The 26,717-nt window shown below is 69.3% G+C and carries 25 protein-coding genes; 12 read left to right on the forward strand and 13 right to left on the reverse strand.

The window, feature by feature from the left end; genetic code table 11:
- The first annotated feature begins 97 nt into the window (after positions 1-97).
- Positions 98-1,375 carry an MFS transporter gene (locus tag E3T28_RS06470; RefSeq protein WP_134429036.1) on the forward strand — a complete coding sequence of 426 codons (1,278 nt, stop codon included), beginning with the start codon at positions 98-100 and terminating at the stop codon, positions 1,373-1,375.
- Positions 1,376-1,400: 25 nt separating this feature from the next.
- Here the strand turns inward: E3T28_RS06470 and E3T28_RS06475 are convergent, their stop codons facing one another.
- From E3T28_RS06475 to E3T28_RS06505, 7 genes are all read right to left on the reverse strand, one after another.
- Positions 1,401-2,078 (reverse strand): response regulator, encoded by a 678-nt coding sequence (locus E3T28_RS06475; RefSeq protein WP_255575837.1) that lies wholly within the window; start codon positions 2,076-2,078, stop codon positions 1,401-1,403.
- Positions 2,079-2,147: 69 nt separating this feature from the next.
- Entirely contained in the window at positions 2,148-3,440 is a 1,293-nt protein-coding gene (locus tag E3T28_RS06480; protein ID WP_134429038.1) for a hypothetical protein, read from the reverse strand.
- Complete coding sequence (locus E3T28_RS06485; RefSeq protein WP_134429040.1) at positions 3,437-4,606, reverse strand: sensor histidine kinase; 1,170 nt, start codon at positions 4,604-4,606, stop codon at positions 3,437-3,439. Before E3T28_RS06485 ends, E3T28_RS06480 begins: the two co-directional genes overlap by 4 nt.
- A 131-nt stretch (positions 4,607-4,737) precedes the next feature.
- The gene (locus E3T28_RS06490) at positions 4,738-6,216 is read right to left on the reverse strand and encodes a DUF4389 domain-containing protein (RefSeq protein ID WP_134429042.1); all 1,479 of its coding nucleotides are present in this window, start codon (positions 6,214-6,216) and stop codon (positions 4,738-4,740) included.
- A gap of 123 nt (positions 6,217-6,339) precedes the next feature.
- Complete coding sequence (gene metX, locus E3T28_RS06495; RefSeq protein WP_134429044.1) at positions 6,340-7,566, reverse strand: homoserine O-acetyltransferase MetX; 1,227 nt, start codon at positions 7,564-7,566, stop codon at positions 6,340-6,342.
- A gap of 312 nt (positions 7,567-7,878) precedes the next feature.
- A complete protein-coding gene (locus E3T28_RS06500) occupies positions 7,879-9,210 on the reverse strand; it encodes a bifunctional o-acetylhomoserine/o-acetylserine sulfhydrylase (protein ID WP_134429046.1) in 1,332 nt (443 codons plus the stop codon).
- Positions 9,211-9,327: 117 nt separating this feature from the next.
- Complete coding sequence (locus E3T28_RS06505) at positions 9,328-10,485, reverse strand: acyltransferase family protein (protein ID WP_134429048.1); 1,158 nt, start codon at positions 10,483-10,485, stop codon at positions 9,328-9,330.
- Between the two features lie 26 nt (positions 10,486-10,511).
- On the opposite strand from E3T28_RS06505, the gene E3T28_RS06510 reads away from it, so the two are divergent.
- Positions 10,512-11,291, forward strand: coding sequence for an SDR family oxidoreductase (locus E3T28_RS06510; protein ID WP_134429050.1), 780 nt, complete (start codon positions 10,512-10,514; stop codon positions 11,289-11,291).
- An 18-nt stretch (positions 11,292-11,309) separates the two neighbouring features.
- Here the strand turns inward: E3T28_RS06510 and E3T28_RS06515 are convergent, their stop codons facing one another.
- The 4 genes from E3T28_RS06515 to E3T28_RS06530 form a co-directional block, all read right to left on the reverse strand.
- Positions 11,310-12,365, reverse strand: a complete 1,056-nt coding sequence (locus E3T28_RS06515) for a 2,3-butanediol dehydrogenase (RefSeq protein ID WP_134429052.1) — start codon at positions 12,363-12,365, stop codon at positions 11,310-11,312.
- 137 nt (positions 12,366-12,502) lie between these two features.
- A complete protein-coding gene (locus E3T28_RS06520; RefSeq protein ID WP_134429054.1) occupies positions 12,503-14,146 on the reverse strand; it encodes a solute symporter family protein in 1,644 nt (547 codons plus the stop codon).
- Entirely contained in the window at positions 14,143-14,502 is a 360-nt protein-coding gene (locus tag E3T28_RS06525; RefSeq protein WP_134429056.1) for a DUF485 domain-containing protein, read from the reverse strand. Before E3T28_RS06525 ends, E3T28_RS06520 begins: the two co-directional genes overlap by 4 nt.
- A 78-nt stretch (positions 14,503-14,580) precedes the next feature.
- Positions 14,581-16,515, reverse strand: a complete 1,935-nt coding sequence (locus tag E3T28_RS06530) for an AMP-binding protein (protein WP_134429058.1) — start codon at positions 16,513-16,515, stop codon at positions 14,581-14,583.
- Between the two features lie 87 nt (positions 16,516-16,602).
- On the opposite strand from E3T28_RS06530, the gene E3T28_RS06535 reads away from it, so the two are divergent.
- The 8 genes from E3T28_RS06535 to E3T28_RS06570 all read left to right on the forward strand — a co-directional run bounded on the left by E3T28_RS06535 (position 16,603) and on the right by E3T28_RS06570 (position 23,681).
- Entirely contained in the window at positions 16,603-17,310 is a 708-nt protein-coding gene (locus E3T28_RS06535; RefSeq protein ID WP_241979204.1) for a GntR family transcriptional regulator, read from the forward strand.
- Positions 17,311-17,343: 33 nt separating this feature from the next.
- Entirely contained in the window at positions 17,344-18,879 is a 1,536-nt protein-coding gene (locus E3T28_RS06540; RefSeq protein ID WP_134429062.1) for an MmgE/PrpD family protein, read from the forward strand.
- Entirely contained in the window at positions 18,879-19,790 is a 912-nt protein-coding gene (gene prpB / locus E3T28_RS06545; RefSeq protein ID WP_134429064.1) for a methylisocitrate lyase, read from the forward strand. The genes E3T28_RS06540 and prpB overlap by 1 nt, the downstream gene beginning before the upstream one ends.
- A gap of 46 nt (positions 19,791-19,836) precedes the next feature.
- On the forward strand, positions 19,837-20,967 hold the full coding sequence (locus E3T28_RS06550; protein WP_134429066.1) for a bifunctional 2-methylcitrate synthase/citrate synthase: 1,131 nt from the start codon (positions 19,837-19,839) through the stop codon (positions 20,965-20,967).
- Between the two features lie 72 nt (positions 20,968-21,039).
- Positions 21,040-21,666 carry a phosphoribosyltransferase gene (locus E3T28_RS06555; RefSeq protein WP_134429068.1) on the forward strand — a complete coding sequence of 209 codons (627 nt, stop codon included), beginning with the start codon at positions 21,040-21,042 and terminating at the stop codon, positions 21,664-21,666.
- The gene (locus E3T28_RS06560) at positions 21,663-22,382 is read left to right on the forward strand and encodes a Type 1 glutamine amidotransferase-like domain-containing protein (protein ID WP_134429070.1); all 720 of its coding nucleotides are present in this window, start codon (positions 21,663-21,665) and stop codon (positions 22,380-22,382) included. The genes E3T28_RS06555 and E3T28_RS06560 overlap by 4 nt, the downstream gene beginning before the upstream one ends.
- 7 nt (positions 22,383-22,389) lie before the next feature.
- Entirely contained in the window at positions 22,390-23,076 is a 687-nt protein-coding gene (locus E3T28_RS06565; RefSeq protein ID WP_134429071.1) for a uracil-DNA glycosylase, read from the forward strand.
- Between the two features lie 26 nt (positions 23,077-23,102).
- Entirely contained in the window at positions 23,103-23,681 is a 579-nt protein-coding gene (locus tag E3T28_RS06570) for a GNAT family N-acetyltransferase (RefSeq protein ID WP_174844001.1), read from the forward strand.
- A 97-nt stretch (positions 23,682-23,778) separates the two neighbouring features.
- On the opposite strand, the gene E3T28_RS06575 is transcribed toward E3T28_RS06570, so the two are convergent.
- Positions 23,779-24,597, reverse strand: coding sequence for an SDR family NAD(P)-dependent oxidoreductase (locus tag E3T28_RS06575; RefSeq protein ID WP_134429073.1), 819 nt, complete (start codon positions 24,595-24,597; stop codon positions 23,779-23,781).
- A gap of 40 nt (positions 24,598-24,637) precedes the next feature.
- Here E3T28_RS06575 and E3T28_RS06580 point away from each other — a divergent pair, with 40 nt between their 5' ends.
- Together E3T28_RS06580 and E3T28_RS06585 are read left to right on the forward strand one after the other, a co-directional pair.
- Complete coding sequence (locus E3T28_RS06580; RefSeq protein ID WP_134429075.1) at positions 24,638-25,000, forward strand: hypothetical protein; 363 nt, start codon at positions 24,638-24,640, stop codon at positions 24,998-25,000.
- Positions 25,001-25,070: 70 nt separating this feature from the next.
- A complete protein-coding gene (locus E3T28_RS06585; protein ID WP_134429077.1) occupies positions 25,071-26,507 on the forward strand; it encodes an amidase in 1,437 nt (478 codons plus the stop codon).
- 12 nt (positions 26,508-26,519) lie between these two features.
- On the opposite strand, the gene E3T28_RS17175 is transcribed toward E3T28_RS06585, so the two are convergent.
- Positions 26,520-26,717, reverse strand: a 198-nt coding sequence (locus E3T28_RS17175; protein WP_206750456.1) for a hypothetical protein, incomplete at its 5' end; no start/stop codon positions are given.

Genomic DNA, 26,717 nt, shown 5'->3' on the forward strand with positions numbered 1-26,717 from the left:
TTTTGGGTCAAACACCCGTTTTTGAGCCCAAAGACGGTGTTCTGAGCAAAATCTCCGTCGAATTCGTTCGGGACCGCTGCCCCGTAGTCTGGGGGGCATGCCTGCTTCTTCTGACGGGTCGGCGACACTGTCGCCGGCCCGCATCCGTTATGCCCTGCTCGCCCTGGCTCTCGGTGGATTCGGCATCGGGTCGACCGAATTCGTGGCCATGGGACTGCTGCCCGACCTGGCCCAGGACCTCCTCCCCGCGCTCTACGCCTCCTCCCCGGATGCCGCCAACGCGCAGGCAGGCTGGCTGATCACGGCGTATGCCCTCGGCGTCGTCGTCGGGGCCCCGACGATCGCCGCGGCAGCCGCCCGCTGGCCGCGCAAACAGCTGCTGCTCGCCTTGCTGGCCGCGTTCACGCTGAGCACCATCGCATCGGCGCTGCTGCCTACGTTCGGGCTGGTTCTTGCGGCCCGGTTCGTGGCCGCACTGCCGCACGGCGCCTATTTCGGGATCGCCTCCCTGGTGGCGGCCGACCTGATGGGCCCCGGCAAGCGGGCCCGCGGCGTGGCCCTCGTGCTCGGCGGCCTGACCATTGCGAACGTCATCGGCGTGCCCTCGATCACCTGGCTCGGCCAGACATCCGGCTGGCGGGTGGCCTACCTCGTCGTCGCCGCCATCTTCACGGCGACGTTCGTCGCCGTGGCCGCCCTGGTGCCTCTGCAGGACGGCAACCCTCAGGCCACCATGCGCAGTGAGCTGCGCGCCTTCGGTCGGGTGCAGGTCTGGTTCGCGCTGGGCATCGGCGCCGTCGGGTTCGGCGGGCTCTTCGCCGTGTACACCTACGTGGCCCCGCTGGTGATGGAGGTCACGGGCCTCGGAGCCGGCGCGGTCCCGCTCGTGCTGGTGGTGATCGGCGTGGGCATGACGATCGGCAACTTCATCGGCGGCGCGCTGGCCGACCGGAGCGTGCGCCGCAGCATGTACGGCTTCTTCGTCGTGATGCTGCTGGCCCTGACCGGGCTGGCTCTGTCGGCCGAGTCCGTCCCCGGACTGCTGATCGGCGTGTTCTTCGTCGGCGCCGCCTCGTCGGCGTTGTCGCCGACGATCCAGACCCGGCTGATGGACGTCTCCCACGACAGCCAGTCGATCGCCGCGGCGCTGAACCACTCGGCGCTCAACGTCGGCAACGCCCTCGGGGCGTTCCTCGGCGGTCTCGCCATCGCGGGCGGCCTCGGCTACGTCGCCCCGGTCTGGATCGGCCTGGGCCTGAGCGGCCTCGGCCTGCTGCTCACCGTGGCGACGTTCCTCGTGGACCGTGTCCGGCGGGGCAACAGGGTGGAGCTGCCGTACGGCACCGCGGCCATCCGGGTGGTCGCCGCGGAGTAGCCGCGAGGTTTCGCGGCGCGGGGGGTCAGTCGCCCTGGAGCAGGATGCCGTCGTGGATGGCGCGCTTACGCAGGGCGACCTTGGTACCCACGTCGAAGCCCGCGAGACGGTACTTCTCGCGGATGCGCTTGAGATAGCTCTTCGCGGTCTCCTCGGAGATGCCGAGCTGGTGCGCGACGGCCTTGACCGGCTCGCCCGCGCCGTAGAGGGCCATCACCCGGCGCTCCTGCGCGCTGAGGCGAGGTGAACCGCCGTTCGCGCCGTTGTTGAGGGCTTCGTCCAGTTCGGCCGAGATGAAGGATTCGCCGTCATAGGCGGAGCGGATCGCCTCGACGATCATCGTCGCCTCCTCGCTCTTCACCAGGTAGCCGAGTGCGCCGGCGGCCAGCGCCTCGCGCACGAGCCCGGCCTCGGAGTAGGTGCTCATCAGCACGGTCTTCACGCCAGCCGTCTTGAGCGTCGAGATCTTCAGGGAGACCGGAATGTTGTCTTTGAGGTCGAGGTCGAGGAGCACGACGTCGACGGGAAATTCGGGGTGGGTGAGCAGCTCGGGCCAGGTGGTGACGGCGGCGACCATGTTGATGTCGTCCGCGGCCCCCCGGATCCACTCGGTGAGGGCCCCCAGCAGCATGCGGTGGTCGTCGACAAGGGCCAGCCGGATGGGGTTGTCCTTGCTCGGTGCGGCAGTGCTCAACGTGGTTATGTTCGTCACTTCTGTCTCCTTGTGCTTCTGGCCCCGACTGAGAAGCTCAACAGCGTTGTTCGACGGACCCTAGGCATCCGCAGGATTGTCGATGCTGCACTCGATTTCCACGTGCAGACTTCCGTCTCGGCTGGAATCGACGTGCGGGCCGACTACTCGGATAGCTTGCCACGTCTCGGGGTCCACTCGACGCCGTGGCACACCCGTCGTCGCCAATTCGATCGGAAATCGTAACTTCTGGCGTGCGGTGACGCCGTGCGTGGGCCGGATCGGTCCGAGAGAGAGTGAAACGGATGCCTCAGCGCGAGTTGTGTCGCTGATCAGCAGCCAGATCGTGCGGAGCAGGGCGTCGCGCTGGTCAGGGTCGAGCATGCCGGCCAGCCCCGCCGGATCGTGCAGGCTGACAGACGGTCCGAGGAACTCGGACTCGGTGATCGCGTGGTGCAGCCAGGTCTCCCGGCGGCCTCGGATCAGGTGCAGCCGCAGCTGTGTGGCGAGGGCTGCAGCCGTCGTCGACTTCTCGGGACTCAGCGGCAGTGCCGTGCGTCCCTTCGCGACGTCGTCGAGCAGGGTCTCCGCGTCGAGGTCGATGCGGGCGAGTTCTTCGGAGGCGAACATCCCCACCGCGAATTGCGGCTGGGAGATGGTGCTCTGCACCAGCACCAGGTCGAGCTCGCGCTGGGTCATCCGGCGGAAGCCCCGCACCGTGGCCACGCCGAGCAGCGGAGGCAGGATGGCGAGGCTGATCGTTAGGAGATCGGGAGCGAAGGTGAGTGGGTCGGCCCGTTCCTCGGTGAGCGCTCCGAGGAAGAGCAGCACGCCGAGCGCCATCGCGGCGAAGACGACGTCGCGGCCTCGGCGCACGGTGGCCAGCGAGATCAGCAGGGTGCCGACGGCAGCGGCGGCCGTCGGGTAGACGCCGGAGCCGGTCTCGCCCCAGGACCCGATCAGGTCGAGCGCCGCCACGGCGGCCCCGGCGGCGAGGGCGGTGGCGAACAGCCAATCCGGCATCCGCGCCGAAAGGCGCTGCACCGTGATCAGCGACAGGACCGTGGTCGTCAGAAGGAGAACCCAGGCGATGAGGCTGGGCGTCGGGTCGGGATACTCGCCCCACTGCACCGCGAACTGCCCGAACAGGAACAGGGCGATGAAACCGCCGCTGAACGACAGGCCGATGCCAAGGTGGCGGCCGCCCAGGCCGCTCTGATTCGCCCGCGTGGTCTGCTCGGTGCGTTCGGGGCGTCGAAAGCTGCGCCGGCGCTCCCGGCGTTCCTGGCGGTCCTGAGTGCCCGGTTGGTCGGGCGCGCCCGCGGCCCGGCGCACGTCACGGCTGCGGGTGTCGACGATGCCGGGGTCGGTCATTTGGGCACCTCGAGCACGACCGTGGTGCCCGAGCCGGGGGAGGAGAAGAGCCGAGCGTTGCCGCCCACATCGCGCAGGCGGGCCACGACCGACTCGGCGAACCCGAGGCGTTCGGCGCTGACCCTGCTGAGATCGAATCCGACCCCCGCGTCGGTGACCATGGCGCGCACGGTCGTGTCGTCATCCGTGATCGTCACGTCGGCGCGGGCGACGCCGGCGTGGCGTCGCACATTCTCGAGGCACTCGCCGAGCGCGAGGAGGAAGGAGTCGAGCACATCGCTGGGCAGGAGAACCTGGCCGCTGCCGTGCCAGTCCACGTCGAGGCCCATCCGCCCGAAGCGCTGCTTGACCGATTCCAGGGTGCTGCCGAGCATCGACTCGGTGGCCGGCTCGAGCGTGTATACCCCGGAGCGGCGCGGGGTGGGAAGACCGCCGAGCCGTAGCTGCCGCAGCAGCCGGGCGTCATCGCCGGCCTGCTGGCGGAGCGCGGCCGGGCTGACGCCGACACCGGAGTGCGCGAGCAGGGTGAGGGTGGCCAGCACGGTGTCGTGCAGCAGCCGGGCATCCTGCCGGCGTTGGGCTTCGAGCTCGCTGGCATGGCGCTCGGAGAGGTGGGCCCGTCCGATGAAGGAGATGCGCGCCATGACACGCGGCACGCTCTGGGCCAGCCACCAGGCCACCAGGGTGATCGCGAGCCAGATGCTGAGGGTGAGAAGGAGCGGCACAGTGGTGTCGGACGAGGCGCGGGTGGCGGCGATCACGCCGGCGACCGTCGCGCCGAAGGCCGCAAACAGAACCAGGCGGCGGGAGGCGCTGACCACGAGCACGAGGGCGACGCAGCTCAGGGCCCCGGCGGCGATTCCGCCGATGACCGCCTGCTCGACCAGGTTCAGGCCGGTGGCACGCCGGCCTGACCAACCGACCAGCAGGATCACGGCGATGCCGGAGAACAGGATCAAGGCGACCCAGCGCATCCGCCCGGACCGGCCGAGCAGGTACTGGCCGGCCACCAGCAACAGCAGCAGCGGCAGGCTCCGGGCGAGGGTGCTGACGGTCAGGCCGCCCGGGACGAGCATCGCGAGGAGTGCGGCGGCCGAGCCGGCCAGGCCGCACAGGCGAGCCGCTCGGCGAAGCAGACGGTTACGTTCCTTGTAGATGCGTTGCATAGCGGCGGCTTCATCCCTCTTGGCCCTCTATACAGCACCCTACCTGCCCGGCGTCGGTTCCCCGGAGCGGCCCGCGGCATCCGTCGGCGCCTGCCCTGCCGGAAGCGTCCTTGGTGGGCACGGGCCGCCGGTCAGGGCATGCTCGACGGCGGTCCGCCGGCGGGCGCAACGGATGCGTCAGACGCGGCGGGTGCTGCCGGTGTGATCTGGGCGCGCGCCGGGGTGTCGCCGCCGCCCTGGTCGAGGCGGAACGGTGGGTACTCGTCGCGGAACAGGGCGGTGTAGACGGTCACCCGGAAGATCCAGCGGTTGATGCCGAGGATCAGGTCGAACAGGCTGCGCCGGTACCGGCCGGTGAAGAGGAGGATGACGGCGGCGACCAGCACCAGCACTCCGATCAGGGAGGGGGCGGTGTTCGAGATCCAGTCGTCCCCGTCATAGCGCCAGGTCGTCGCGCTACCGGTGAAGGCCGCCACGATCACCAGGTGCGGAATCGCCAGCAGCCACCACTTGACCAGGACGAGCCCGTGCGAGAGCCGCTGGGGGTAGTCGACCTGCAGGTCTGCGGGGTAGTCGGCCGACGAGGTCAGGCTGAACGGCGGGTACCGGTCGGTGCCGAGCGCCGAGTAGGCGTAGAAGGAGACCCGCCAGCTCCAGCGCAGCACGCCGACGTTGAACTGGAAGATGGCCGTCGGGTACCGGCCGGTGAACAGGATCGCGAAACCGGCGACGATCGTGGTGACGAAGAACCCGAACCACAGGAACAGCAGCACGACCACGTGTGGGAAGATCAGGATCCACTTCACCAGCCACAGCCAGCGGGACAGCCCCTCGTCGAGGGTGCCGGTCAGCCGGGCGGGGAAGATCCGCTCACCGGGAGCGGTCGGCACCGCGGCGGCGCCGGGGGCGCTCGCTCCGACGGGGGTGCCGGGTGCCGCGCCGGGGGCGGGCGGAGTGCCGCGGCCCAGCCCGATGGCCCCGAACACGGTCAGCACCAGGCCGGTCAGCAGGATCAACAGGCCGACCAGCAGCAACCCGACGGCCAGCGGGCCGAGGAACGCGAAGCGCACGCCGGCCTGCAACGCGACGGAGACGCCGGGACTCGCATCCGCGTTCATCACGACGACCGCCCACCTGCCGCTCGTCAGATCCCAGTCGATCTGCTGGGTGCCGGAACCCTCGGCGGATGACGCCCAGAAGTCCTGGTCGCCGGGGGCTTCGGGGGTGCCGCTACCCGGGATGTCCCGATAGACCGCACGGAAGGGGCTGATGTCCAGGTTGCGCAGCTCGGTGTGATTCACCCCCGCCAGGTAGCGGTCGACGTCGGCCTGGGGCGCGATGCCGATGAAGACGTCCGCGGCGGAGGTGGAGGCCGCGCGGAGCCGGACGCCGCCGATCTCCGCCGGCACGTCCTGGATCTCGATCGAGCCCATGCGGGGCGAGGTGAGCGCGTACGTCTGCACCGAGAACGAACGGGCGGGGCTGGTGAGGTAGCCGTCATCGTCCTGCGCGTTGACCACGGCGGCCGTCGCCCCGGCGATGGCCAGCGAGAAACCGAGCAGGGAGAGGATCGCCCCGAAGATCAGCATGATGACGAAACCGGGTTTCATGGCGTGCGTCCTCTCCTCGGATACGTCTCGATTCAGGGTACGTCCCATTCAGAGATTCGACTCGGTTCAGCGCGTTTTCGCTCCCTGACCTGCCTGTCAAGCTTGTCCCGATCGGAAACCGTGTCAAGCCCGGCGCGGGGGAGCGGGCGAGGTCAAGACGCGCCGCAGCTGGGTGCCGATGGCATCGTTCTCGATCAGAAAACCGTCGTGGCCGAAGCCGGAGTGGAGCGTGAATGCATCCGTGCCGTCGATGTTGCCCGGCAGGTGGGCGGCGATGACCCGTTGGCCCTCGAGGGGGAAGAGTCGGTCGCTGTCGATGCCGACGACGACGCTGAGCGCATCGATGCGGGCCAGGGCGGATGCGACGCCGCCACGGCCGCGGCCGATGTCGTGCGAGTTCATGGCCTCGACCAGCACGATGTAGCTGTTCGCGTCGAACCGCCGGGTGAACTTGTTGCCGTGGAAATCGAGGTAGGACTCGACGGCGAACCGTCCACCCGCGCCGAGGGGGCTGATCTCGCTCTGCCAGCCGCGCTCGAAGCGTAGGTTGAGTTCCTCGGGGCTGCGGTAGTTCAGCAGCGCCATCCGCCGGGCGAGGGCGAGGCCGCGGGTCGGGCCGTCGCCGTCCGCTGCGTCGTAGTAGTCGCCGGACCGGAAGAACGGGTCACTGCGGATGGCCTCGATCTGCACGGAGTTCAGCGCGATCTGGTCGGCGGTCGTCACCGGCGGCGCCGCGAGGATTGCCAGGCGGGCTACGCGGGACGGATGCTCGATGGCCCACTCGAGCGCGTGCATCCCGCCCATCGAGCCTCCGACGACCGCGGCCCAGCGGTCGATGCCGAGCCGGTCGGCGAAGGCGACCTGCGCGGCGACCTGGTCGCGAATGGTGAGGTAGGGGAACCGGGTGCCCCATTCGGAGCCGTCGGGCGCGAGGGAGGCCGGACCGGTGCTGCCCTGGCAGCCGCCGACCATGTTCGGGGCCACCACGAACCAGCGGTCGGTGTCGATGGCCAGGCCGGGGCCGACGATGCCGCTCCACCAACCCGCGGTCGCGTGGCCGTCGCCGGCCGGGCCGACCAGGTGGCTGTCGCCGGTGAGGGCGTGCAGCACGAGCAGGGCGTTGTCGCCGTTCGGGGAACGCTCACCCCAGGTCTCGTAGGCGATCCGCACGGCCCCGAGGGTGCCGCCGGCCTCGAAGTGCAGAGGGCCGACGTCGAGGAAACGGCGGTTTCCCACGGGATCGCCGTCGCGCCAGGCACCCGTCGCCGGGGGTTTGCCGAGAAGCGACCGAGCCTGGGCTTCGGTCACGAAGCTCGACGGGACGGTGTCTGCCGAATATTGCCAGTCCATAGGCCCCCTATTCTGCCGGGTGGACAGCCCTTCCGGCGCTTTGTTACCGGACACGGCGGAGCCCGGTCAGCCCGCCGCCCGAACGAATTCGACGGAGATTTTGCCGATTTGGGCCGTAAACGGGCCGAAATCGAGGCTGGCGGCCAAAATCTCCGTCGAATTGGTTACCGGCCGGTTGAGTGCTTACCGGCCGGGAGGAGCGGGTGCCGGGAGGAGCGGGTGCCGGGAGGAGTAGGTGCCGGGAGGAGTACGTGCCGGGAGGAGCGGGTGCCGGGAGGAGCGGGTGCCGGGAGGAGGCGGCGGCCGGGTGGGTCAGGCGTTGGCGCGGGATGTCTGCACGACCGCGCGGGCGGCTGCCAGGCCGGTCTCCAGGTCGGCTTTCAGGTCGGCGATGTTCTCGATGCCGACCGAGAGGCGCACCAGGCCCGGCGTCACACCGGCGGTGAGCTGCTGCTCCGGGGTGAGTTGCGCGTGCGTGGTCGAGGCCGGGTGGATGACGAGCGAGCGCACGTCGCCGATGTTGGCCAGGTGGCTGAACAGCGCGAGGTTGTCGACCAGGGCGCGGCCGGCATCCACTCCGCCCGTCAACTCGAAGGACAGCACGGCCCCGACACCGCGGGGCGCGTATGTGTTGGCGGCGGCGTACCAGGGGCTCGACGGCAGCCCGGCGTAGTTGACCGAGGCGATGTCGGGGTGGTTCTCGAGCCACTCGGCGATGTCCTGGGCGTTCTGAACGTGGCGTTCGATGCGCAGGCTGAGCGTCTCGATGCCCTGGATCAGCTGCCAGGCGCTCGCCGGGGCGATCGCGGAACCGAGGTCACGCAGCAGCTGCACGCGCGCCTTGATGATGTAGGCGATTCCGTCGCCGACCGCGCCCGTGTAGCTGACACCGTGGTACGACGGGTCCGGCTCGGTGAGGCCGGGGAACTTCTCGACGTTCTTGGACCATTCGAACGTGCCGCCGTCGACGATGACGCCGCCGATCACGGCGCCGTGGCCGCCGAGGAACTTCGTGGCCGAGTGCACGACGATGTCCGCGCCGTGCTCGAACGGCCGGATCAGGTAGGGGGTGGCGATGGTGCTGTCGACGATGAGCGGCACCCCGCCGGCGTGGGCCACATCGGCCACGAGACGGATGTCGAGCACGTTGATCTTGGGGTTGCCGATGGTCTCGGCGAAGAACAGCTTGGTGTTCGGGCGCAGCGCCCGGCGCCATTCCTCGGCATCGTCCTGGTTCTCGACGAAGGTGGTCTCGATGCCCAGCTTGGCCAGCGTGTACTTGAACAGGTTGTAGGTTCCGCCGTAGATCGAGCTGGACGAGACGATGTGGTCGCCGGCCTGGGCGATGTTCAGCACCGCGAAGGTGGAGGCGGCCTGGCCCGAGGCCAGGAGCAGGGCCGCGGTGCCGCCTTCGAGGGCGGCGACGCGCTCCTCGACGACGGCCTGGGTCGGGTTCATGATGCGGGTGTAGATGTTGCCGAACTCGGCCAGGGCGAACAGGTTCTGCGCGTGCTGGGCGTTGTTGAACACGTAGGACGTGGTCTGGTAGATCGGGGTGGCCCTGGCGTTGGTGGTCGGGTCGGGCTGGGCACCGGAGTGCACCTGCTTGGTTTCGAACTTCCAGTCTGCAACGTTGTCGCTCATGAGGTGATCTCCCGGGTGATCCTCGACGAGCGTGGACCCTCCAGCGCTCTGCCTGCGAGTTTAGGCAGGGGGTCCTCGGCCTGGCAACGGACACCGCAACACGGCGTCACGAAGCGGTCAGCGCGGCGCATCCGGCGCCGTGCCGGCGGGTGGCCCGGCCGACGAAGTGTCGACCGGCGCCTCCAGGTGCGGCAGCACGATCGTGCCGGTGTCGGTGCGAGCCTTCCTGCGGAACAGCCAGCGCGCGCGCGGCTCGATCAGCGGGTGGAAGACCGTGCGCACGATGCGCTGCGAGAGCGCGACGGAGATCAGCACGCTGAAACCGATTGTCGCGGGCAGCACCCAGCCCGGCTGGGGCCCGCCGAGCACCCCGCTCTCCCGCAGGGGGAACAGCACGAAGCTGTGCAGAAGGTAGATGTACATGGTTGCCGCACCGTAGGTCGTGAACCAGGTGCGTCGCCGCGGAATGAGCACCAGGAAGGCGACGACGAGGGCGAACGCGAGCAGGATCAGACCCAGACGGATGCCGCCGGCCCAGAGCTCGTCGTAGCCGAAGGCGGGGTAGGCCTTGTCGTAGAGCAGGAACTGGCGCACCTGCGCCACGCGCAGTGCGTCGATGTTCGCCACGATCAGGCCCAACAGTGCCGTGAACAGTGTGATCGCGCCGATCCGCCAGCGCCACACCCCGGCGGTGTTCAACCCCAGCCAGCGGTCGGTGAGCTTCCACTGGCGCAGCTGCCAGCCGAAGACGAAGAACGGCAGCAGCCCGAGCGTGCGCGAGATGGCGAAGGTGCTGTCGATCGATTCGGAGTACCCGGCGCCGACGGAGATGACCACGCTGATCAGCAGGGGATGGCGCAGCAGCACGAGGAAAGGCAGCGCGAGGCGCCAGATCAGGAGCGCGATCAGGAACCACAGCGTCCAGGACGGGGTCGAGTAGTCCAGCCGGAATTCGCCGCCGAGCAGCCAACGCGCGAGCGTCCAGATCGTCTCGAAGACCACGTAGGGGAGCACGATGTCGGTGACTAACCGGTGCAGCTGGCGGGTGCCGAGTGGGCCCGACCGGGCGAAATACCCGCTGACGGCGACGAACAGCGGAACGTGGAAGGCGTAGACGAACAGGTAGAACTCGTAGGCGACATCCGACTCGGCGATGAGCTTCAGGATGGCGTGCCCGAGCACCACCAGGGTGATCGCGATCCAGCGCGCGTTGTCCCAGAGCGGCACCCGTCTTTTCTGCACGTGCGGCGTTCCGGCGACGCGTGGACTCATCATGAGGGTTCTCCGACCAGAATGGAGTCATGGGTACACAGAGAGTCGTTGTGACCGGCGCGAGTTCGGGGATTGGTGCCGCCACGGTGCGCCTGTTCCGCCAGCGGGGCTGGGACGTGGTGGGGGTGGCCCGCCGCGCCGACCGCCTCGCGGCGCTGCAGGCGGAGACCGGGGCGCAGGTCTTCACGGCCGACCTCACCCGGCAGGCCGATGTGGACGCGCTGCGGGACTTCCTCGCGGCGTCCGGGCCGGTGCACGCGCTGGTCAACAATGCGGGCGGCGCGGTGGGGCTCGATAGCGTCGAGGAGTCGAGGGTCGAGGATTGGGCATGGATGTTCGAGATCAACGTGCTTGCGGTCAAGCGGGTCACGAGCGCGGTGCTGCCGCTGCTGCGGGCCGCGATTCGGGAGCAGGGCGGCGCCGCCGACATCGTCACGGTCACGTCCATTGCCGGTCATGTCGCCTACCTCGGAGGTGGAGGGTACAACGCGGCGAAGTTCGCCGCGCACGCCCTGATGGAAGTCTTGCGCTTGGAATTGAATGGCGAGCCGATCCGGGTGATCGAGGTTGCCCCCGGGATGGTGCAGACCGAGGAATTCGGGCTGGTGCGCTTTGACGGTGATGCGGAGAAGGCCGCCGCGGCCTACGCCGGGGTGCCGAATCCGCTCGCCGCGGAAGACATCGCCGAGACGATCGTGTCGAGCGTCGAACGACCCGCCCACGTCAACCTGGACCTGATCGTGATCAAGCCGGTTGCGCAGGCGGCCCCCACGCGAGTCGCGCGCGGACCGCTGGTGCCCAAGGACTGACGCGGTCAAGCGGTCTGCCTAGGGGTGGACCAGGATCTTCACAGCGGTGTCGTTGTGGTTGATCAGGGTGTCGAAGCCCTCGGTGATGAGGTCGTCGAGCGCGATCCGGCCGGTGATGAACGGCTTGAGGTCGATCTTGCCGCTCGTCACCAGTGCGATGGTCTCCTCGTGGTCGCGCACGTACGCGATGGTGCCGCGCAGGTCGATCTCCTTGAGTACGATCTTCTGCATGTCCACAGTGGCCGGGTGTCCCCAGATGGAGACGTTGACCAGCACGCCGGCCGGGCGCAGCGCGTCGAGCAGCGTGTCGAGCACGATGTTGACGCCGGCGCACTCGAACGCGACATCCACGCCGACGCCGTCGGTGAGCTCGAGCACGCGGGCCTTGACGTTCTCCGTGGTCGGGTCGACGACGTAGTCGGCGGCGCCGCTCGAGAGTGACTTCTCCTTGCGGGCGACGCTCAGCTCGGACACGATCGTCGTCACGCCGATCCCCTTGAGGATGGCGGCCGTCAGCAGGCCGATGGGGCCGGCGCCGCCGATGAGGGCGACATCTCCGGCCTTCGCGCCACTGCGGACTACGGCGTGGTGCGCGACCGACAAAGGCTCGATCAGCGCGGCCTCGTCGAGGGGGATGTCACCGATCGGGTGCACCCAGCGCTGGTCGACGACGACCTTCTCGCTGAGGCCGCCCCCGCCGCCGGCGAGTCCGATGAAGCCCATCTTCTCGCAGAGGTGGTAGTTGCCCGCCATGCAAGGCGGGCACTCGTTGCAGACGAAGTACGGCTCCACGACGACGTTGTCGCCCACCTTGAGGCCCTCGACCCCGTCGCCGACCTCTTCGATGGTGCCGGAGAACTCGTGGCCCATCGTGACCGGTGCGGATTCCTGGGAGAGAGGATGCGGGTGGCCGGGCGCCGAGATGAAGATCGGGCCTTCGAGGTACTCGTGCAGGTCGGTGCCGCAGATGCCGCACCAGGCGACGGCGATCTTCACCGTGCCGCTGCGGGTTACCGGCTCCTCGATGTTCTCAATGCGGACGTCTTTCTGGCCGTGGAAGCGTGCTGCTTTCATTTATGGATCTTCTCCAGTGATGTGTCAGAGGCTCGGCACAGGCGGATGGTCTGGCCCTCTAGCCCGCCGATGACACTACTCCCCCCGGCTGAGGTACAGCCGAGGGGAGCAGGGGTCATGCGGGTCGTGCGGGTCGATCAGTGCTCGGAGGCCTTCTCGGCGCCGAAGCCGGTCATCGACCGAACGGACATCTCCGCGGCCAGCAGCGGGTCTTCCTTGCGGGTGCTGGTGACCGAGCCGAGCCAGCCCAGGAAGAACCCGACCGGGATGGAGATGATGCCGGGGTTGCTGAGCGGGAACCAGGCGAAATCGACGTCGGCACCGAACATCGACGTCTCCGTGCCGGAGAAGACCGGCGAGAAGATGATCAGTCCGACGGTGACCGCGAGGCCGCCGTACATGCTCCACACGGCGCCGCGGGTGGTGAAGCCGCGCCAGAAGAGCGAGTACAGGATGGTCGGCAGGTTCGCGCTCGCCGCGACCGCGAAGGCCAGGGCCACCAGGAAGGCGATGTTCTGCCCCTGCACGCCGATGCCGCCGGCGATCGAGAGGATGCCGATGACGACGACGGTGCGACGTGCCACCTTGACCTCGGCGTCGGGGTCACCTTTGCCCTTCTTGATCACGCTCATGTAGATGTCGTGGGCGAAGGAGGTTGCGGCGGTGATCGTGATCCCGGCCACCACGGCCAGGATCGTGGCGAACGCGATGGCCGAAATGAAGCCGAGCAGCAGCGGTCCGCCGAGGGCGAGGGACAGCAGGGGTGCGGCCGAGTTCACGCCACCGGGAGCGGCGAGGATGGTGTCGGCCCCGACGAGCGCGGCGGCACCGAACCCGAGCACCAGGGTGAACAGGTAGAACGCGCCGATCAGCCAGATCGCCCAGACGACGGAGCGACGGGCTTCCTTGGCGCTGGGAACCGTGTAGAAGCGCATCAGCACGTGCGGCAGACCCGCGGTGCCTAGGACCAGGGCGATGGCGAGCGAGACGAAGTCGAGCGGGTTCTCGCCGTACTTCAGGCCGGGCACCAGGATGGCGTCGGCCGGCACGCTCGTGGAGGCCGCGACGGCCGAGTCGAGGAGCGCCGAGAAGTTGAAGCCGTTGATGGCCAGCACCCACACGGTCATCGCGAACGCGCCGATGATGAGCAGGAAGGCCTTGATGATCTGAACCCAGGTGGTGCCCTTCATGCCGCCGATGAGCACGTACATGATCATCAGGCCGCCGACGACGGTGACCACGACCGACTGCCCGACCTTGTCGTTGATGCCGAGGAGCAGTGACACGAGACCACCGGCTCCGGCCATCTGGGCCAGGAGGTAGAAGAAGCAGACGGCAAGGGTCGTCGTCGCCGCCGCCACGCGCACGGGACCCTGGCGCAGGCGGAAGGAGAGGACATCCGCCATGGTGTACTTGCCCGTGTTGCGCATCAGCTCGGCCACCAGCAGCAGGGCGACGAGCCAGGCCACGAGAAAGCCGATCGAGTACAGGAAGCCGTCATAGCCGCTGACCGCGATCGCCCCGACGATGCCGAGGAACGACGCCGCGGAGAGGTAGTCGCCGGCGATGGCGAACCCGTTCTGCGGGCCGGTGAAGGACCGGCCGCCGGTGTAGTAGTCGGCCGCGGTCTTGTTGTTGCGCCCCGCCCGGATGACGACGATCAGGGTCACCGCCACGAAGGCGAGGAAGATCGAGATGTTCAGAACGGGGTTGTTCTCCGAGGGTTCGACCGCCTGGGCCAGCCGGCCCGGCAGCGACTGCAGAATGCTGGTTGCGATCATTTCTTGTCCATCTCCTCAAGCTCGGCACGCAGCTCTGCCCCGAGGGGGTCGAGGCGGCGGTTCGAGTACGACACGTACCACATGGTGATGGCGAAGGTGGTGACGAACTGGCCGAGTCCGAGCACCAGTCCGAGGTTGAACCTGCCGAACACCGGGATCGCCATCACGTCGGGCAGATACGCTGCGACGAGCACGAAGGCGAAGTACCAGATGAAGAAGAACGCTGCCAGCGGCAGCACGAATCCGCGCCGCCGCTTCTTCAGCTGGATGAACTTCGGGGTCTTCTCATACGCGATGTAGTCGATGGTGGACGGTACTACTCCGTCCGGAAGTTTGTCTTTCAGTGATTCCGTCATGCGGGCTCCTTTGCTCCGGTGAAGGGATGTGACTGTGTGGATGGTGATGGGGTGATCTGTGGGGGGTCGAGTGGTGCGTCAGGCGTGCGGGCCGACCCCATGCACGGCCTGCTTCAGGGCGTCGAGAACCGTGGGATCCTCGATCGTGGGCGGCACCGTGTAGGGCTCGCCGTCGACGATCTGCCGGATGGTCTTGCGGAGGATCTTTCCCGACCGGGTCTTCGGCAGCCGGTCCAGGATGGTCACGTCGCGGAACGCGGCCACCGGCCCGACATGCTCCCGGACCAGCGCGATGAGCTGCGCCGCAAGGGTGTCGTGGTCGATCGTGGCCCCGGCCTTGAGCGTGACGAAGCCGGCCGCACGCTGTCCCTTGAGCGGGTCGTGCACGCCGAGCACGGCGCACTCGGCGACCGCGGGGTGCAGGGTCAGCACCTCCTCAAGCGAGCCGGTGGACAGCCGGTGCCCGGCGACGTTGATCACGTCGTCGGTGCGGCCCATCACATAGAGGTAGCCGTCCTCGTCGAAGTGGCCGGAGTCGCCGGTGGCGTAGAACCCGGGGAAGGCGGACAGGTACGCGCTCTCAAACCGTTCCTCGCTGCCCCAGACTCCGAGCAGGGTGCCGGGCGGCAGGGGCAGGCGAATGGCGATGTTGCCGTCCTTGCCGGCCTTCGTGACCGGCTTGCCCCTGGAATCGAGGATGGCTATGTCGTAGCCGGGAACCGGGAATGTGGCCGAGCCCGGTTTCGTCGGGATGTCGGCGATGCCCCGCGGGTTCGCCGCGATCGCCCAGCCGGTCTCAGTCTGCCACCAGTGGTCGACCACTGGGCAGTGCAGCCCGTCGTTCGCCCAGTGGTAGGTCTCCGGGTCGAGGCGTTCGCCGGCCAGGAACAGCCCGTGCAGGCTGCGGATGTCGTGTTTCGCCAATTCGACCAGGTCCGGGTCGACGCGGCGGATGGCGCGGATGGCCGTGGGCGCCGTGAACAGGACCGACACCTGGTAGTCCTCCACCACACGCCAGAATGCCCCGGCATCCGGGGTGCCGACCGGTTTGCCCTCGTAGATGACCGTGGTGGCGCCGACGAGCAGCGGGGCGTAGACGATGTAGGAGTGGCCGACGACCCAGCCCACGTCCGAGGCCGCCCAGAAGACGTCGCCCGGCTTGACGTCGTAGATGTTGGCCATGGACCAGGCCAGGGCTACGGCATGGCCGCCGTTGTCGCGGACGATCCCTTTCGGGTTTCCGGTCGTTCCGGAGGTGTACAGGATGTAGAGCGGGTCCTCGGAGCGCAGGCTGACCGCCGCAGCCGGGGAGGCCTCGTTCTCCTCGTGGGCCCAGTCCAGCCAGGTCACGTCGCCGGTGCCGGCGTAGTCGGCGGCGCAGCCGGGGATCATCTCCCGGTCGCGCACGATGACTGTGCGCACCGAGCCCTTGCTGCGGGCGAGGGCGCGTTGCACCAGGGGCAGGTATTCGACCGCCCGGCCCGGCTCGAGGCCGCCGGAGGCGGTCACGATCACGGTCGGCCGGGCGTCGTCGATCCGCACGGCGAGCTCGCTGGCGGCGAAGCCGCCGAAGACGACGGAGTGGATGGCGCCGATGCGGGCACAGGCCAGCATTGCGACGATGGCTTCGGGGATCATCGGCAGGTAGACGATCACTCGGTCGCCCTGGCCGACGCCGCTGGCACGGAGCACACCGGCGAAGCGCTCGACGCGCCCCAGGAGTTCGCGATAGCTCAGGCGGACCCGGGTGCCGGACATCGCCGAGTCGTAGATGACGGCCGTCTGGTCGCCGCGGCCGGCGAGCACGTGGCGGTCGAGCGCGTTGTAGCTGGTGTTGAGTTCGCCGTCGGGGAACCAGCGCCAGGCGCCGGGGGAACGTCCCTCCAGTGCCACCGCCGGCGGCCGGACCCAGTCGATCGCCTGGGCTGCCTGCAGCCAGAACGCCGAGCGCGTGCCGTCGTCAATGCTTCGCTGCCACAGGTCGTGATACCCCGCCGACGCTTCCGCTGACATTCGAACCTCCCCGTTGAAGTTCCTATGTATACATAGAATTCGTGAAGTCTGGCACATAACCCGCAATATGGGAATAACATGTGGTTTGTGTATACAGAAACCCCAACGGCGGGGAACACAGCCCCGGTTCGAGCGAGTGAACGCGCCTACCGGCAGCTGCGCGGCGAGATTCTCGATGGCCTTCTGGCGCCCGGCACCGGGCTGCTCGAGGTGGAGCAAGCCGCCCGGATCGGGGTGTCGCGCACACCACTTCGCGCGGCGATCGCCCGGCTGATCGCCGACGGCCTCGTGGCCGGCCGCCCCGGCCGCGGTTTCATGGTCACCGAGATGAACGTGGACAGCATCGGGGAACTCTACGAGGTGCGGCGGGCCCTGGAGGAACACGCCGCCCGGATCGCCGCCGAGCGCCGCGACCCGGCGGTCTTCGAGGCCCTGCGCACGCAATTCCTTGTGGCCTCGGAGCTGATCCTGCAGGGCGAACCGGGACTGCGCCGCTACTACGAGCTGATCGACGAGTTCGACCTGGCCCTCGACGAGGCCGTGGCGAACCCCTTCCTCGTGGGGGCGCTCGCCGGGGTGCGGACACACCTCGCCCGCATCCGTCGCCTGGCCAGGGACAACCCGGACCGGCTTCGCAGCGCCGCGGCTGAGCACCTGCTCATCGTGGACGCGGTGCTGGCCGGCGACTCGTCGCTGGCCGCGCACGCCACGCACGTGCACCTCCACCAGAGCCTCACCAGCGTTCTCGCGACGCTCCAAGGGTCCTCGGCCGTCCCGGCCGGCCAATCGCACTAATCGCATCAGTCGAACTACTCGAAGGGATCCACCGTGCAGCTTCACCATGTTCGTGTTCACCGCAGCGACGAGAACCTCGCCCGCACCGATCAGCTGGCCTGGAAGATCGCTGAGGTCGCCGCCGACCCGGTCGCGGTGAGCGACGAGGTGACCGAGATGATCGTCAACCGCGTGATCGACAACGCCGCGGTCGCCGCGGCGTCGCTGACCCGGCGCCCGGTGGTGTCGGCCCGTTCGCAGGCCCTGGCGCATCCGCGCTCGTTCAACGGAGTCGGTGCGACCGTGTTCGGTGAGCAGCGCTCCCGCCGGGTGTCGCCGGAGTGGGCGGCCTGGGCCAACGGGGTGGCCGTGCGTGAGCTCGACTACCACGACACGTTCCTCGCCGCCGAGTACTCACACCCCGGCGACAACATCCCGCCGGTCGTCGCGGTGGCCCAGCACCTCGCCATCGCCCGCGGCCTGACCGGTGGCGATCTCGTGCGCGGGATCGCCACGGGCTATGAGATCCAGATCGACCTGGTCAAGGGCATCAGCCTGCACGCGCACAAGATCGACCACGTGGCTCACCTCGGCCCGTCGGCCGCCGCCGGAATCGGCACCCTGCTCGGTCTCGACCCCGAGACCATCTTCCAGGCGGTGGGGCAGGCCCTGCACACCACGACGGCCACCCGGCAGTCGCGCAAGGGCGAGATCTCCAGCTGGAAGGCCCACGCGCCGGCCTTCGCCGGCAAGATGGCTGTGGAGGCGGTCGACCGCGCGATGCGCGGCGAAACCAGCCCCACCCCGATCTACGAGGGTGAAGACGGCGTGATCGCCTGGCTGCTCGACGGCCCGGATGCCGCCTACGAGGTCTCGCTGCCCTCGATCGGTGAGGCCAAACGCGCCATCCTCGACAGCTACACCAAGGAGCACTCTGCGGAGTACCAGGCGCAGGCGTGGATCGACCTGGCCCGGAAGCTGCACCGGGAGCACCCGGCGCTGATCGACCCGGCCAACGTCGCATCCGTCGTCATCCACACCAGCCACCACACCCACTATGTGATCGGTTCGGGCGCGAACGACCCGCAGAAGTACGACCCCACGGCCAGCCGCGAGACCCTCGACCACTCCATTCCCTATATCTTCACGGTCGCCCTGCAGGACGGCAGCTGGCACCATGTGGACTCCTACCGGCCCGAACGCGCCGGCCGAGCCGACACGATCGCCCTCTGGAACAAGGTGACCACCACCGAGGACCCGGAGTGGACCCGCCGGTACCACTCGCTCGACCCGGCCGAGAAGGCCTTCGGCGGCCGCGTCGAGATCGCGCTCACCGACGGCAGCCGGATCGTGGACGAGATCGCCGTCGCCGACGCCCACCCGCTCGGCGCGAAGCCGTTCGGGCGGGCCGAGTACGTGCACAAGTTCCGCACCCTCGCGCAGGACGTCGTCGAGGAGGGTGAGATCGTGCGGTTCCTCAGCGCGGCCGAACGCCTGCCACGGCTCGGCGCCGGCGAACTCGGCCAGCTCACCATCGTGGCCCGCAACGGGCTGATCGCCTCGCTCCCCACCCCGAACGGAATCTTCTGATGCTGTACTCGACTCTGACCCCGGCGGACAAGCGGGCCGCGTTCCGCGCGGACCTGGCGAGCGGCCGGCTGCTGCGCTTCCCGGGGGCGTTCAACCCGCTGTCGGCCCGGCTGATCGCGGCCAAGGGCTTCGAAGGGGTGTACATCTCCGGAGCGGTGCTCTCGGCCGACCTGGGGCTGCCCGACATCGGCCTGACCACCCTCACCGAGGTGGCCGGCCGGAGCCAGCAGATCGCCCGGATGAGCGACCTGCCCACGATCGTGGACGCCGACACCGGTTTCGGCGAGCCGATGAACGTGGCGCGCACGATCCAGACGCTCGAGGATGCCGGCCTGGCCGGCATGCACATCGAGGATCAGGTCAATCCGAAACGCTGCGGTCATCTGGATGGCAAGCAGGTCGTCGACGACGGAACGGCGGCCAAGCGCATCCGCGCGGCGGTGGACGCCCGGCGCGACCCGAACTTCCTGATCATGGCGCGCACGGACATCCGTGCCGTCGACGGTCTGGCCGCCGCGGTCGACCGGGCAAAGAAACTCGTCGACGCCGGGGCCGACGCGATCTTCCCGGAGGCGATGGCGTCCCTGGCCGAGTTCGCGGCCATCCGAGCCGCCGTGGACGTGCCGGTGCTGGCGAACATGACCGAATTCGGCAAGGGTGAGCTCTACACGACCCGGCAGTTGGCGGATGTCGGCATGAACATCGTCATCTTCCCGGTGTCCCTGCTGCGGCTCGCGATGGGCGCGGCCGAACGCGGCCTCGACACCATCGAGGCGGAGGGGTCGCTGACGAGCCTGCTGCCGGAGATGCAGCACCGGGCGAGGCTCTACGAGCTGCTCGACTACGAGTCGTACAGCCATTTCGATTCCGGCGTCTTCAACTTCACCCTCAACCCGGATGTTGCCTCGTAACATTCCGGCCCCGCACGCAGATCCAGTCTCAACGCAAGGGAGCGACATGAGTCAGAACGAACCGACCGTCTACAAGGGCCTCGCCGGCGTCGTGGTCGACCACACGCAGGTGTCCAAGGTCAACCCGGACACGAACTCGCTGCTGTACCGCGGCTACCCGGTGCAGGAGCTGGCGGCGCAGAAGAGCTTCGAGGAGGTGGCCTACCTGCTCTGGCACGGCGAACTGCCGACCGACGTCGAGTTGGGCGAATTCGAGGAGCTGGAGCGTTCGCTCCGGCACCTGGCGCCCGCGGTGAAGCGCGTCATCGACGAGCTGCCGATGACGGCGCACCCGATGGACGTCGTGCGCACGGCGGTCAGCCTGATCGGGGCGAACGATCCCGACGCGGCGGATGCGTCGCCGGCGGTCAACCGCGCCAAGGGTCTGCGGCTCTGGGCCCAGATGCCGGCCATCGTGGCCTACGATCAGCGCCGTCGTCGCGGCCTCGAGCTGATCGAACCGCGCAGCGACCTGGGCTATTCGGCGAACTTCCTGTTCATGACGTTCGGCGAGGTGCCCGAACTCGTGGTCGTGAACGCGTTCGACGTGTCGATGATCATGTACGCGGAGCACTCCTTCAACGCGTCAACGTTCACCGCGCGGGTGATCACCTCCACCCTGTCCGACCTGCACTCTGCGGTCACCGGCGCGATCGGGGCGCTCAAGGGCCCACTGCACGGCGGGGCGAACGAGGCCGTGATGCACATCTTCGACGAGGTCGGGCTCGGCCTGGGGGCCGGGGAGCGCGCGGAGGCGTGGCTGAACGAGACCCTCGCCGCCAAGCGCAAGGTGATGGGCTTCGGCCACCGGGTGTACAAGCACGGGGACTCGCGGGTGCCGACCATGCGCACCGCGCTGGTCACTCTGGTCGAGCACTACGACCGGCCCGACCTGCTGGAGCTCTACGAATCCCTCGAGGCCGGGATGACCCAGCGCACCGGCATCCTGCCGAACCTGGACTATCCGTCGGGGCCGGCGTACAACCTGATGGGATTCGACACCCTCACCTTCACGCCGATCTTCGTCGCGGCCCGCCTCACCGGGTGGACCGCGCACATCATCGAGCAGACGGCGTCGAACGCCCTGATCCGGCCGCTGTCGATCTACAACGGCCACGAGGAGCGGCACCTGGCCTGACCGGCGGCGGCGCGGGCGGTGAACGGGCGGTGACCGCGCCGTGACCTATCAGTGGTGACCTAGCATTGGGAAATGGGATTCGACGCGGACGACGCTGCAAGTGATGTGACCGGAATTGAGCGGGAAGTGCTGGGCTGGGACGTGTTCGCGGACGCGTCCCGGCAGCTCTCCAAGGCGGTGCTGTCGAGCGGTTTCCGGCCGGATGTCGTGATCGCCATCGCCCGCGGCGGGCTGCTGCTCGCCGGTGCCATGTCGTACGCGCTGGGCACCAAGAACTGCGGCAGCATCAACGTGCAGTTCTACACCGGCGTCGACCAGCGCCTCCCCGAGCCGGTCCTGTCGGGACCGATGCTCGACGCGCCGTCGCTGACCGGCCTGCGCGTGCTGCTCGTCGACGACGTCTCCGACTCCGGGCACACGCTCGCGATGGTCGTCGCGCTGCTGCGGGAGACCGCCTGCGAGGTGCGCACCGCCACCCTCTACACGAAGCCCCGCACGGTGCTGGTGCCCGACTTCACCTGGTGTGAAACGGACCGCTGGATTGTGTTCCCCTGGTCGTCGCTGCCTCCCGTGTCGGAGAGCCTCACGGGTGCGACCCTGCCTGCCGACACCCTGTGTGAAGACAACCTGCCCGCTGCGAGCCTGCTCGGCGCGAGCCTGCCGCTCGTGGTGGAGCGCGTCGCAGGCGCCGCGCTGTGAGCGTGCACCTGGTTGGCGGCGGCTGGTACGCCGAGACCGACGCGGCCGTCTTCGGCCCCTTCCTGGCCGAGGCCACGGCGCGCGGAGTCGCGGCAGGCCGCGCGGAGCCCCGCATCGCGATCCTCGCCGTGCGTGACGAAGACGGCGCCGAGCACGCCGCGAACCTGGTCGCCGCCGTCTCGGCGGCCGGCGAGTTCGAGCCGAAGGTCACCGTGGTGACCCCGGGTGACGTCTTCGCCCTGACCGCGGTCTCCGAGGCCGACGGCATCCTGGTCGGCGGCGGAGTCACCCCGGCCTACCTGGCCGCCGTGGCCCCGATCGCCGGAGAGGTCCGCCGCCAGGTGGCCGCAGGCATCCCTTATCTCGGTTTCTCGGCCGGTGCGATGATCGCGGCCGAGCGCGCCCTGATCGGTGGCTGGCGCATGGGCGGCGTCGAGGTCAGCGGCGAACACGCCGCCGAGGGGCTCGACGAGATCACCATCGAACCCGGCATCGGGCTGCTCGACGTCACCGTGGAGGTGCACGCCGCCCAGTGGGGCACGCTCTCCCGGCTGATCGCGGCCACCGAGGCCGGCCTGATCGAGGGCGGACTGGCCGTGGACGAGAACACCGCCCTGGTCGTCGGCGAGGGCGCGCTCAGCGTCGTCGGAGCCGGCAGCGTCTGGCGGGTCAGCCAGGCCGACGGCGGCGTGCTCGTCAGCACCTTCGGGGCCTGAGCCGGGCATGCCCTTCACCCTCGAGGCGCTGGCCGCCGGCCGGACCATCGATCCCGGCTGGGCGCAGGCGCTGGCGCCCGTGGGCCAGGAGATCGACCGGATGGCGTCGTTCCTCCAGGCCGAGACCCGGGCCGGGCGGACCTGGCTGCCGGCCCCGGAGAACGTCTTCCGCGCCTTCGCCGAGCCGTTCGACGACGTGCGGGTGCTGGTCGTCGGCCAGGACCCGTATCCGAGCCCCGGGCATCCGATCGGGCTCGCCTTCGCGGCCGAGGCGCACGTGCGCCCGCTGCCGCGGAGCCTGGCGAACATCGGCCGGGAGCTGCACGACGACGTGGGGGTGACCGCCGCCACCGGCGACCTCTCCCCGTGGTCGGGGCAGGGGGTGCTGCTGCTCAACCGCGTGCTCACCGTGCAGGCCGGACTCGCCGGTTCGCACCGGCGCCGAGGCTGGGAACGCGTGACCGAGCAGGCCATCCGTGCCCTCGTTGCCCGCGATCGGCCGCTCGTCGCGATCCTGTGGGGGAAGGATGCCGGCACGCTGCGGCCGCTGCTCGGGGACACCCCGGTGATCGAGTCCGCACACCCGAGCCCACTGTCGGCCCGGCGCGGGTTCTTCGGCTCGAAGCCGTTCAGCCGGGCCAACGCGTACCTCGTGCGTGCCGGGGCGGCCCCGGTGGACTGGACCCTCAGGTAATCTGGAACCCTCTGGAGGAGTTAGCTGTGCTTGAAGAGGAATACCAGCCGCGCCGGCAATTGCCCCGGCACCTCCGACCGACGCCCGCGGGAGAGGCGCCGTTCGGATTCACCATGCGTGAGGCCCAAATCACCGATCTGCCCTATATCCGGGAGATCTACAACTATTACGTTGCCAACAGCACGGTCACCTTCGACGTCGACCCGATGACCCTGGCCGAGTGGCGCAGCAAGTACTACTATCTCGGCAAGCTCGGGATGCCGTTCATCGTGGCCGTCTCCCCGGCCGGCCAGCTGCTCGGCTACGCCCTGGTCAGCCCCTGGAAGCAGAAACGCGCCTACCGGTTCACGGTCGAGAACTCGATCTACCTCGGCGCGGCGTCGACCGGCAAGGGACTGGGCCGGATGCTGCTCGGCGAACTCATCGAGCGCTCCAAGGCGGCCGGGCTCAAGGAGATCATCGCCGTCGTCGCCGACCAGGGCGCCGACGCGTCGATCAGGCTGCACCGTGACTTCGGCTTCGAGGAGATCGGCCGGATGGGCAAGGTCGGCTTCAAGTTCGACCGCTGGCTCGGCACCGTGCTGCTGCAGAAGAGCCTCAAATAGGTGGATGCCCGGTGCGCCAGCCGGTGAACCGACAGCGGTGAGGGGCGTACGGGCATCCGCACCCCCCCTCGTCGTTTAGAAAAGTCGGCGGGGCAGGTCAGCCCGTGGGGCGGGTCAGCCGGCCGGCGGCGGTGACCACGAGGCGGTGCGGCAGCCGGCCGCCGATGCCTGCGAGCAGCGCGTTGCGCCGGCCGCTGACCGTGTGCGGCGGTGTGGATGCCCGGTCGAGCGCGGCGAAGCTGGTGCGCATGACGTCATCGACCGTGAGCATGCTGCGGAACGCCGTTGTCGTGCGTCCGGCGACGGCGAAGAACTCCGTGCTCACCGGGCCGGGGCAGATGGCGGTGACCTTGAGCCCGCTGGCCCGCGTCTCGTACCAGAGCGCCTCGGTGTAGCTGAGCACATAGGCCTTCGTGGCGGCGTAGACGGCCATCTGCGGCACCGGTTGGAATGCCGCCGTGCTGGCCAGGTTGACCAGGGCGGCGCTGCCCGGCTGGGCGCGCGCGGTGCGGATGAGGCCGGGCAGCAGTGCGCGGGTGAGCGCGGTCAGCGACTGCACGTTCAGGGCCACCTGCTCGGTTTCGCGTGCCGGGTCGGAGTCGATCACGGCGCCGTAGGTGCCGAAGCCGGCGTTGTTGACGAGGGTGCCGACGGTGATCCGGCGGGTCTCGAGGTCGACGACCAGCTCGGCGACGGCATCCGGCCCGGCCAGATCGAGCGGGATGACGGTGGACACCGTGCCGTACTTCTCGGCCAGCTCCACGGCGAGGCCCTCCAGCTGTTCCTGACGGCGGGCGGTGAGCACGAGGTCGGCCCCGCGCCGGGCCAGCTCGTGCGCGTAGCCGACGCCGAGGCCGCTCGAGGCACCCGTGACGAGGGCGGTGGTTCCGATCGGATTAAAGACGGTGGGACTCATGGATTCAGGCTAGCGGTCGCCGGACGCCTAAAATCGAGGCATGACGGATGCCCTGCCCACCCTGCCCGAGCGCCACACCGTGCTGCGCTCCTTCGCGGGCCACCTCGAGGCCGGCCCGGACGCCGTGTTCAACCGGCTCGTGACCGCGATGGCATCGGGGGCGGCCGGGCGCGGGAATGTGCGCACCGACCGGGACCGGCGGATGCTCGTGCTGCGGCGCGGCTGGTGGTATCGCGGCGAGTACCAGGTGCTGCCCGAGGACGAGACGGGGTCGTTGGTGCAGTACGAGATCATCAACGTGGCGCAGGTGCTGCCGTGGGCCGGGTCGTGGGCGGCGGCATCCGTACTGCGTGCCGCACCCCGGGCGTTCCAGGCGCTGCTGACCGGGCTGTCCCACCCCTGAGCATGCTGCCCGGAGGCCCGGAGACCCGGAGGCCCGGCAGCCGGGCCGGCCCGCTGACTAGGCTCGGGGGATGGCCGCTCCGCATGAACTGACCGCTCTCGAACAATGGCAGGCGCTGCAGCGCGGTGAGCTCAGCCCCACCGAGCTGACCGCGCACTACCTGGCCCGGATCGAGGCGCAGGACCCGGGTCTCGGCGCATTCGTGACAGTGACGGCGGATGCCGCGAGCGAGCGGGCCCGCTTCGTCGAGCAGCAGGTGCCCCGCACCTTACCGCTCTGGGGTCTGCCCTTCGCCGACAAGGACCTGCAGAGCCGTGCCGGCGTGCCGGCCCGGTTCGGGTCGCGGCTGATGCGGGACAACGTGCCGACCAAGTCCGACGATCTCGTGCTCGCCCTCGACGCGGCCGGGGGAGTGAGCCTCGGCACGACGAGCACGCCCGAGTTCGGGCTGCCGTCCTACACCGAGACGCTGGCCGGGCCGCCCGCGCGCAACCCGTGGGACCGCGGTCGAGGTGCCGGCGGTTCCAGCGGCGGGGCCGCGGTTGCCGTCGCCGCGCGGCTGCTGCCCTTCGCGCCGGGCTCCGACGGTGGCGGGTCGGTGCGGATCCCCGCTGCGGCCTGCGGCCTCGTCGGCGTAAAGCCCTCGCGCGGCCGGGTGCCGTCGGGCTCCGGGATCCCAGCGCTGGGCGGCCTCAGCGTCGCCGGCCCGCTGGCACGGACCGTCGCGGATGCGGCCCTGCTGCTGGACGCGATGATCGCGCCGCGAGGCGGGCATCCGCAGCACCTGTTCTCGTTGCGGGCCCCCGGCGACGACGCGCCCCTGCTGGCGGCAGCCGTGCGCGGCGAGGGACGGTTCCAGCTCGGCGTGATGACGACCTCCGCCTGGGATGACGCCTACCCGATCGAGATCGCGCCGGAGGCGCTGGCCGCCCTCGCCGTAGCCGTCGACGGGTTCGCGGGCATGGGCCACGGTCTGGAGGAGACGGCGCTCGAACCCGACGACAGCTACGTCCCCGCCTTCCGCACGATCTGGCAGGCCGGCGCCGCGGGCATCCCCGCCGACAGCCCGGAGCAGGAGCAGCTGCTCGAGCCACTCACCCGCTGGCTGATGCACCGCGGCCGTGCGCTCTCCGCCCGGGACCTGGCCCAGGCGCTCGCCGCGCTGTCGGCCTACGAGCGGTCGTTCATCCGCCAGCTGTCCCGGTTCGACGCGGTGCTGACGCCGGCGCTCGCACTCACGCCGCGCCCGCTGGGCTGGTACGACGCGTTCGACGGGGAGCGCAACTTTGCTCAGCAGGTGCAGTACACCCCGTTCACGTCCATGGTCAACGTGAGCGGGCTGCCCGCGATCGTGCTGCCCGTCGCCGAAACCGCGGAGGGACTGCCGATGGGGGTGCAACTGATCGGCCGGCCGGGCGGCGAGGCGACCCTGCTGGCGCTCGGCGCCCAGCTCGAACGGAAGCTGCGGTGGCAGCACCGCACGCCGCCCGAGGCAGGGTCGCGGTAGCCCGCCAGATCGTCAGCTGAGCGGTTCTGAGCGCCCGGTGTAGAACCAATTCGACGGAGATTTTGCGTCAAGCATCCGGTTTCGAGCCCAAACGCACTGCTCACCCTCTGCGTCAAGCTGCTTGTGAGTCACTTCACAAGCAGTAGGAGGCAAGGGAATGTCGATCAGCCCGGGGTTCAACGCGGCGGAGATCCGCGAGTTCGTCCATGA

This window comes from Cryobacterium sinapicolor (genome assembly GCF_004403465.1).
GTDB classification, from domain to species: Bacteria; Actinomycetota; Actinomycetes; order Actinomycetales; family Microbacteriaceae; genus Cryobacterium; species Cryobacterium sinapicolor.

Excerpts from the sequence above, each read along its gene's own strand:
- E3T28_RS06510 (WP_134429050.1), top strand. The coding sequence starts at position 10,512 with ATGGGTACACAGAGAGTCGTTGTGACCGGCGCGAGTTCGGGGATTGGT.
- E3T28_RS06565 (WP_134429071.1), top strand. The coding sequence starts at position 22,390 with ATGCCCTTCACCCTCGAGGCGCTGGCCGCCGGCCGGACCATCGATCCC.
- metX (WP_134429044.1), bottom strand. The coding sequence starts at position 7,566 with ATGGACTGGCAATATTCGGCAGACACCGTCCCGTCGAGCTTCGTGACC.
- E3T28_RS06470 (WP_134429036.1), top strand. The coding sequence starts at position 98 with ATGCCTGCTTCTTCTGACGGGTCGGCGACACTGTCGCCGGCCCGCATC.
- E3T28_RS06505 (WP_134429048.1), bottom strand. The coding sequence starts at position 10,485 with ATGATGAGTCCACGCGTCGCCGGAACGCCGCACGTGCAGAAAAGACGG.
- prpB (WP_134429064.1), top strand. The coding sequence starts at position 18,879 with ATGCTGTACTCGACTCTGACCCCGGCGGACAAGCGGGCCGCGTTCCGC.
- E3T28_RS06485 (WP_134429040.1), bottom strand. The coding sequence starts at position 4,606 with ATGCAACGCATCTACAAGGAACGTAACCGTCTGCTTCGCCGAGCGGCT.
- E3T28_RS06515 (WP_134429052.1), bottom strand. The coding sequence starts at position 12,365 with ATGAAAGCAGCACGCTTCCACGGCCAGAAAGACGTCCGCATTGAGAAC.
- E3T28_RS06500 (WP_134429046.1), bottom strand. The coding sequence starts at position 9,210 with ATGAGCGACAACGTTGCAGACTGGAAGTTCGAAACCAAGCAGGTGCAC.
- E3T28_RS06550 (WP_134429066.1), top strand. The coding sequence starts at position 19,837 with ATGAGTCAGAACGAACCGACCGTCTACAAGGGCCTCGCCGGCGTCGTG.
- E3T28_RS06520 (WP_134429054.1), bottom strand. The coding sequence starts at position 14,146 with ATGATCGCAACCAGCATTCTGCAGTCGCTGCCGGGCCGGCTGGCCCAG.
- E3T28_RS06580 (WP_134429075.1), top strand. The coding sequence starts at position 24,638 with ATGACGGATGCCCTGCCCACCCTGCCCGAGCGCCACACCGTGCTGCGC.
- E3T28_RS06525 (WP_134429056.1), bottom strand. The coding sequence starts at position 14,502 with ATGACGGAATCACTGAAAGACAAACTTCCGGACGGAGTAGTACCGTCC.
- E3T28_RS06490 (WP_134429042.1), bottom strand. The coding sequence starts at position 6,216 with ATGAAACCCGGTTTCGTCATCATGCTGATCTTCGGGGCGATCCTCTCC.
- E3T28_RS06480 (WP_134429038.1), bottom strand. The coding sequence starts at position 3,440 with ATGACCGACCCCGGCATCGTCGACACCCGCAGCCGTGACGTGCGCCGG.
- E3T28_RS06585 (WP_134429077.1), top strand. The coding sequence starts at position 25,071 with ATGGCCGCTCCGCATGAACTGACCGCTCTCGAACAATGGCAGGCGCTG.
- E3T28_RS06530 (WP_134429058.1), bottom strand. The coding sequence starts at position 16,515 with ATGTCAGCGGAAGCGTCGGCGGGGTATCACGACCTGTGGCAGCGAAGC.
- E3T28_RS06555 (WP_134429068.1), top strand. The coding sequence starts at position 21,040 with ATGGGATTCGACGCGGACGACGCTGCAAGTGATGTGACCGGAATTGAG.
- E3T28_RS06575 (WP_134429073.1), bottom strand. The coding sequence starts at position 24,597 with ATGAGTCCCACCGTCTTTAATCCGATCGGAACCACCGCCCTCGTCACG.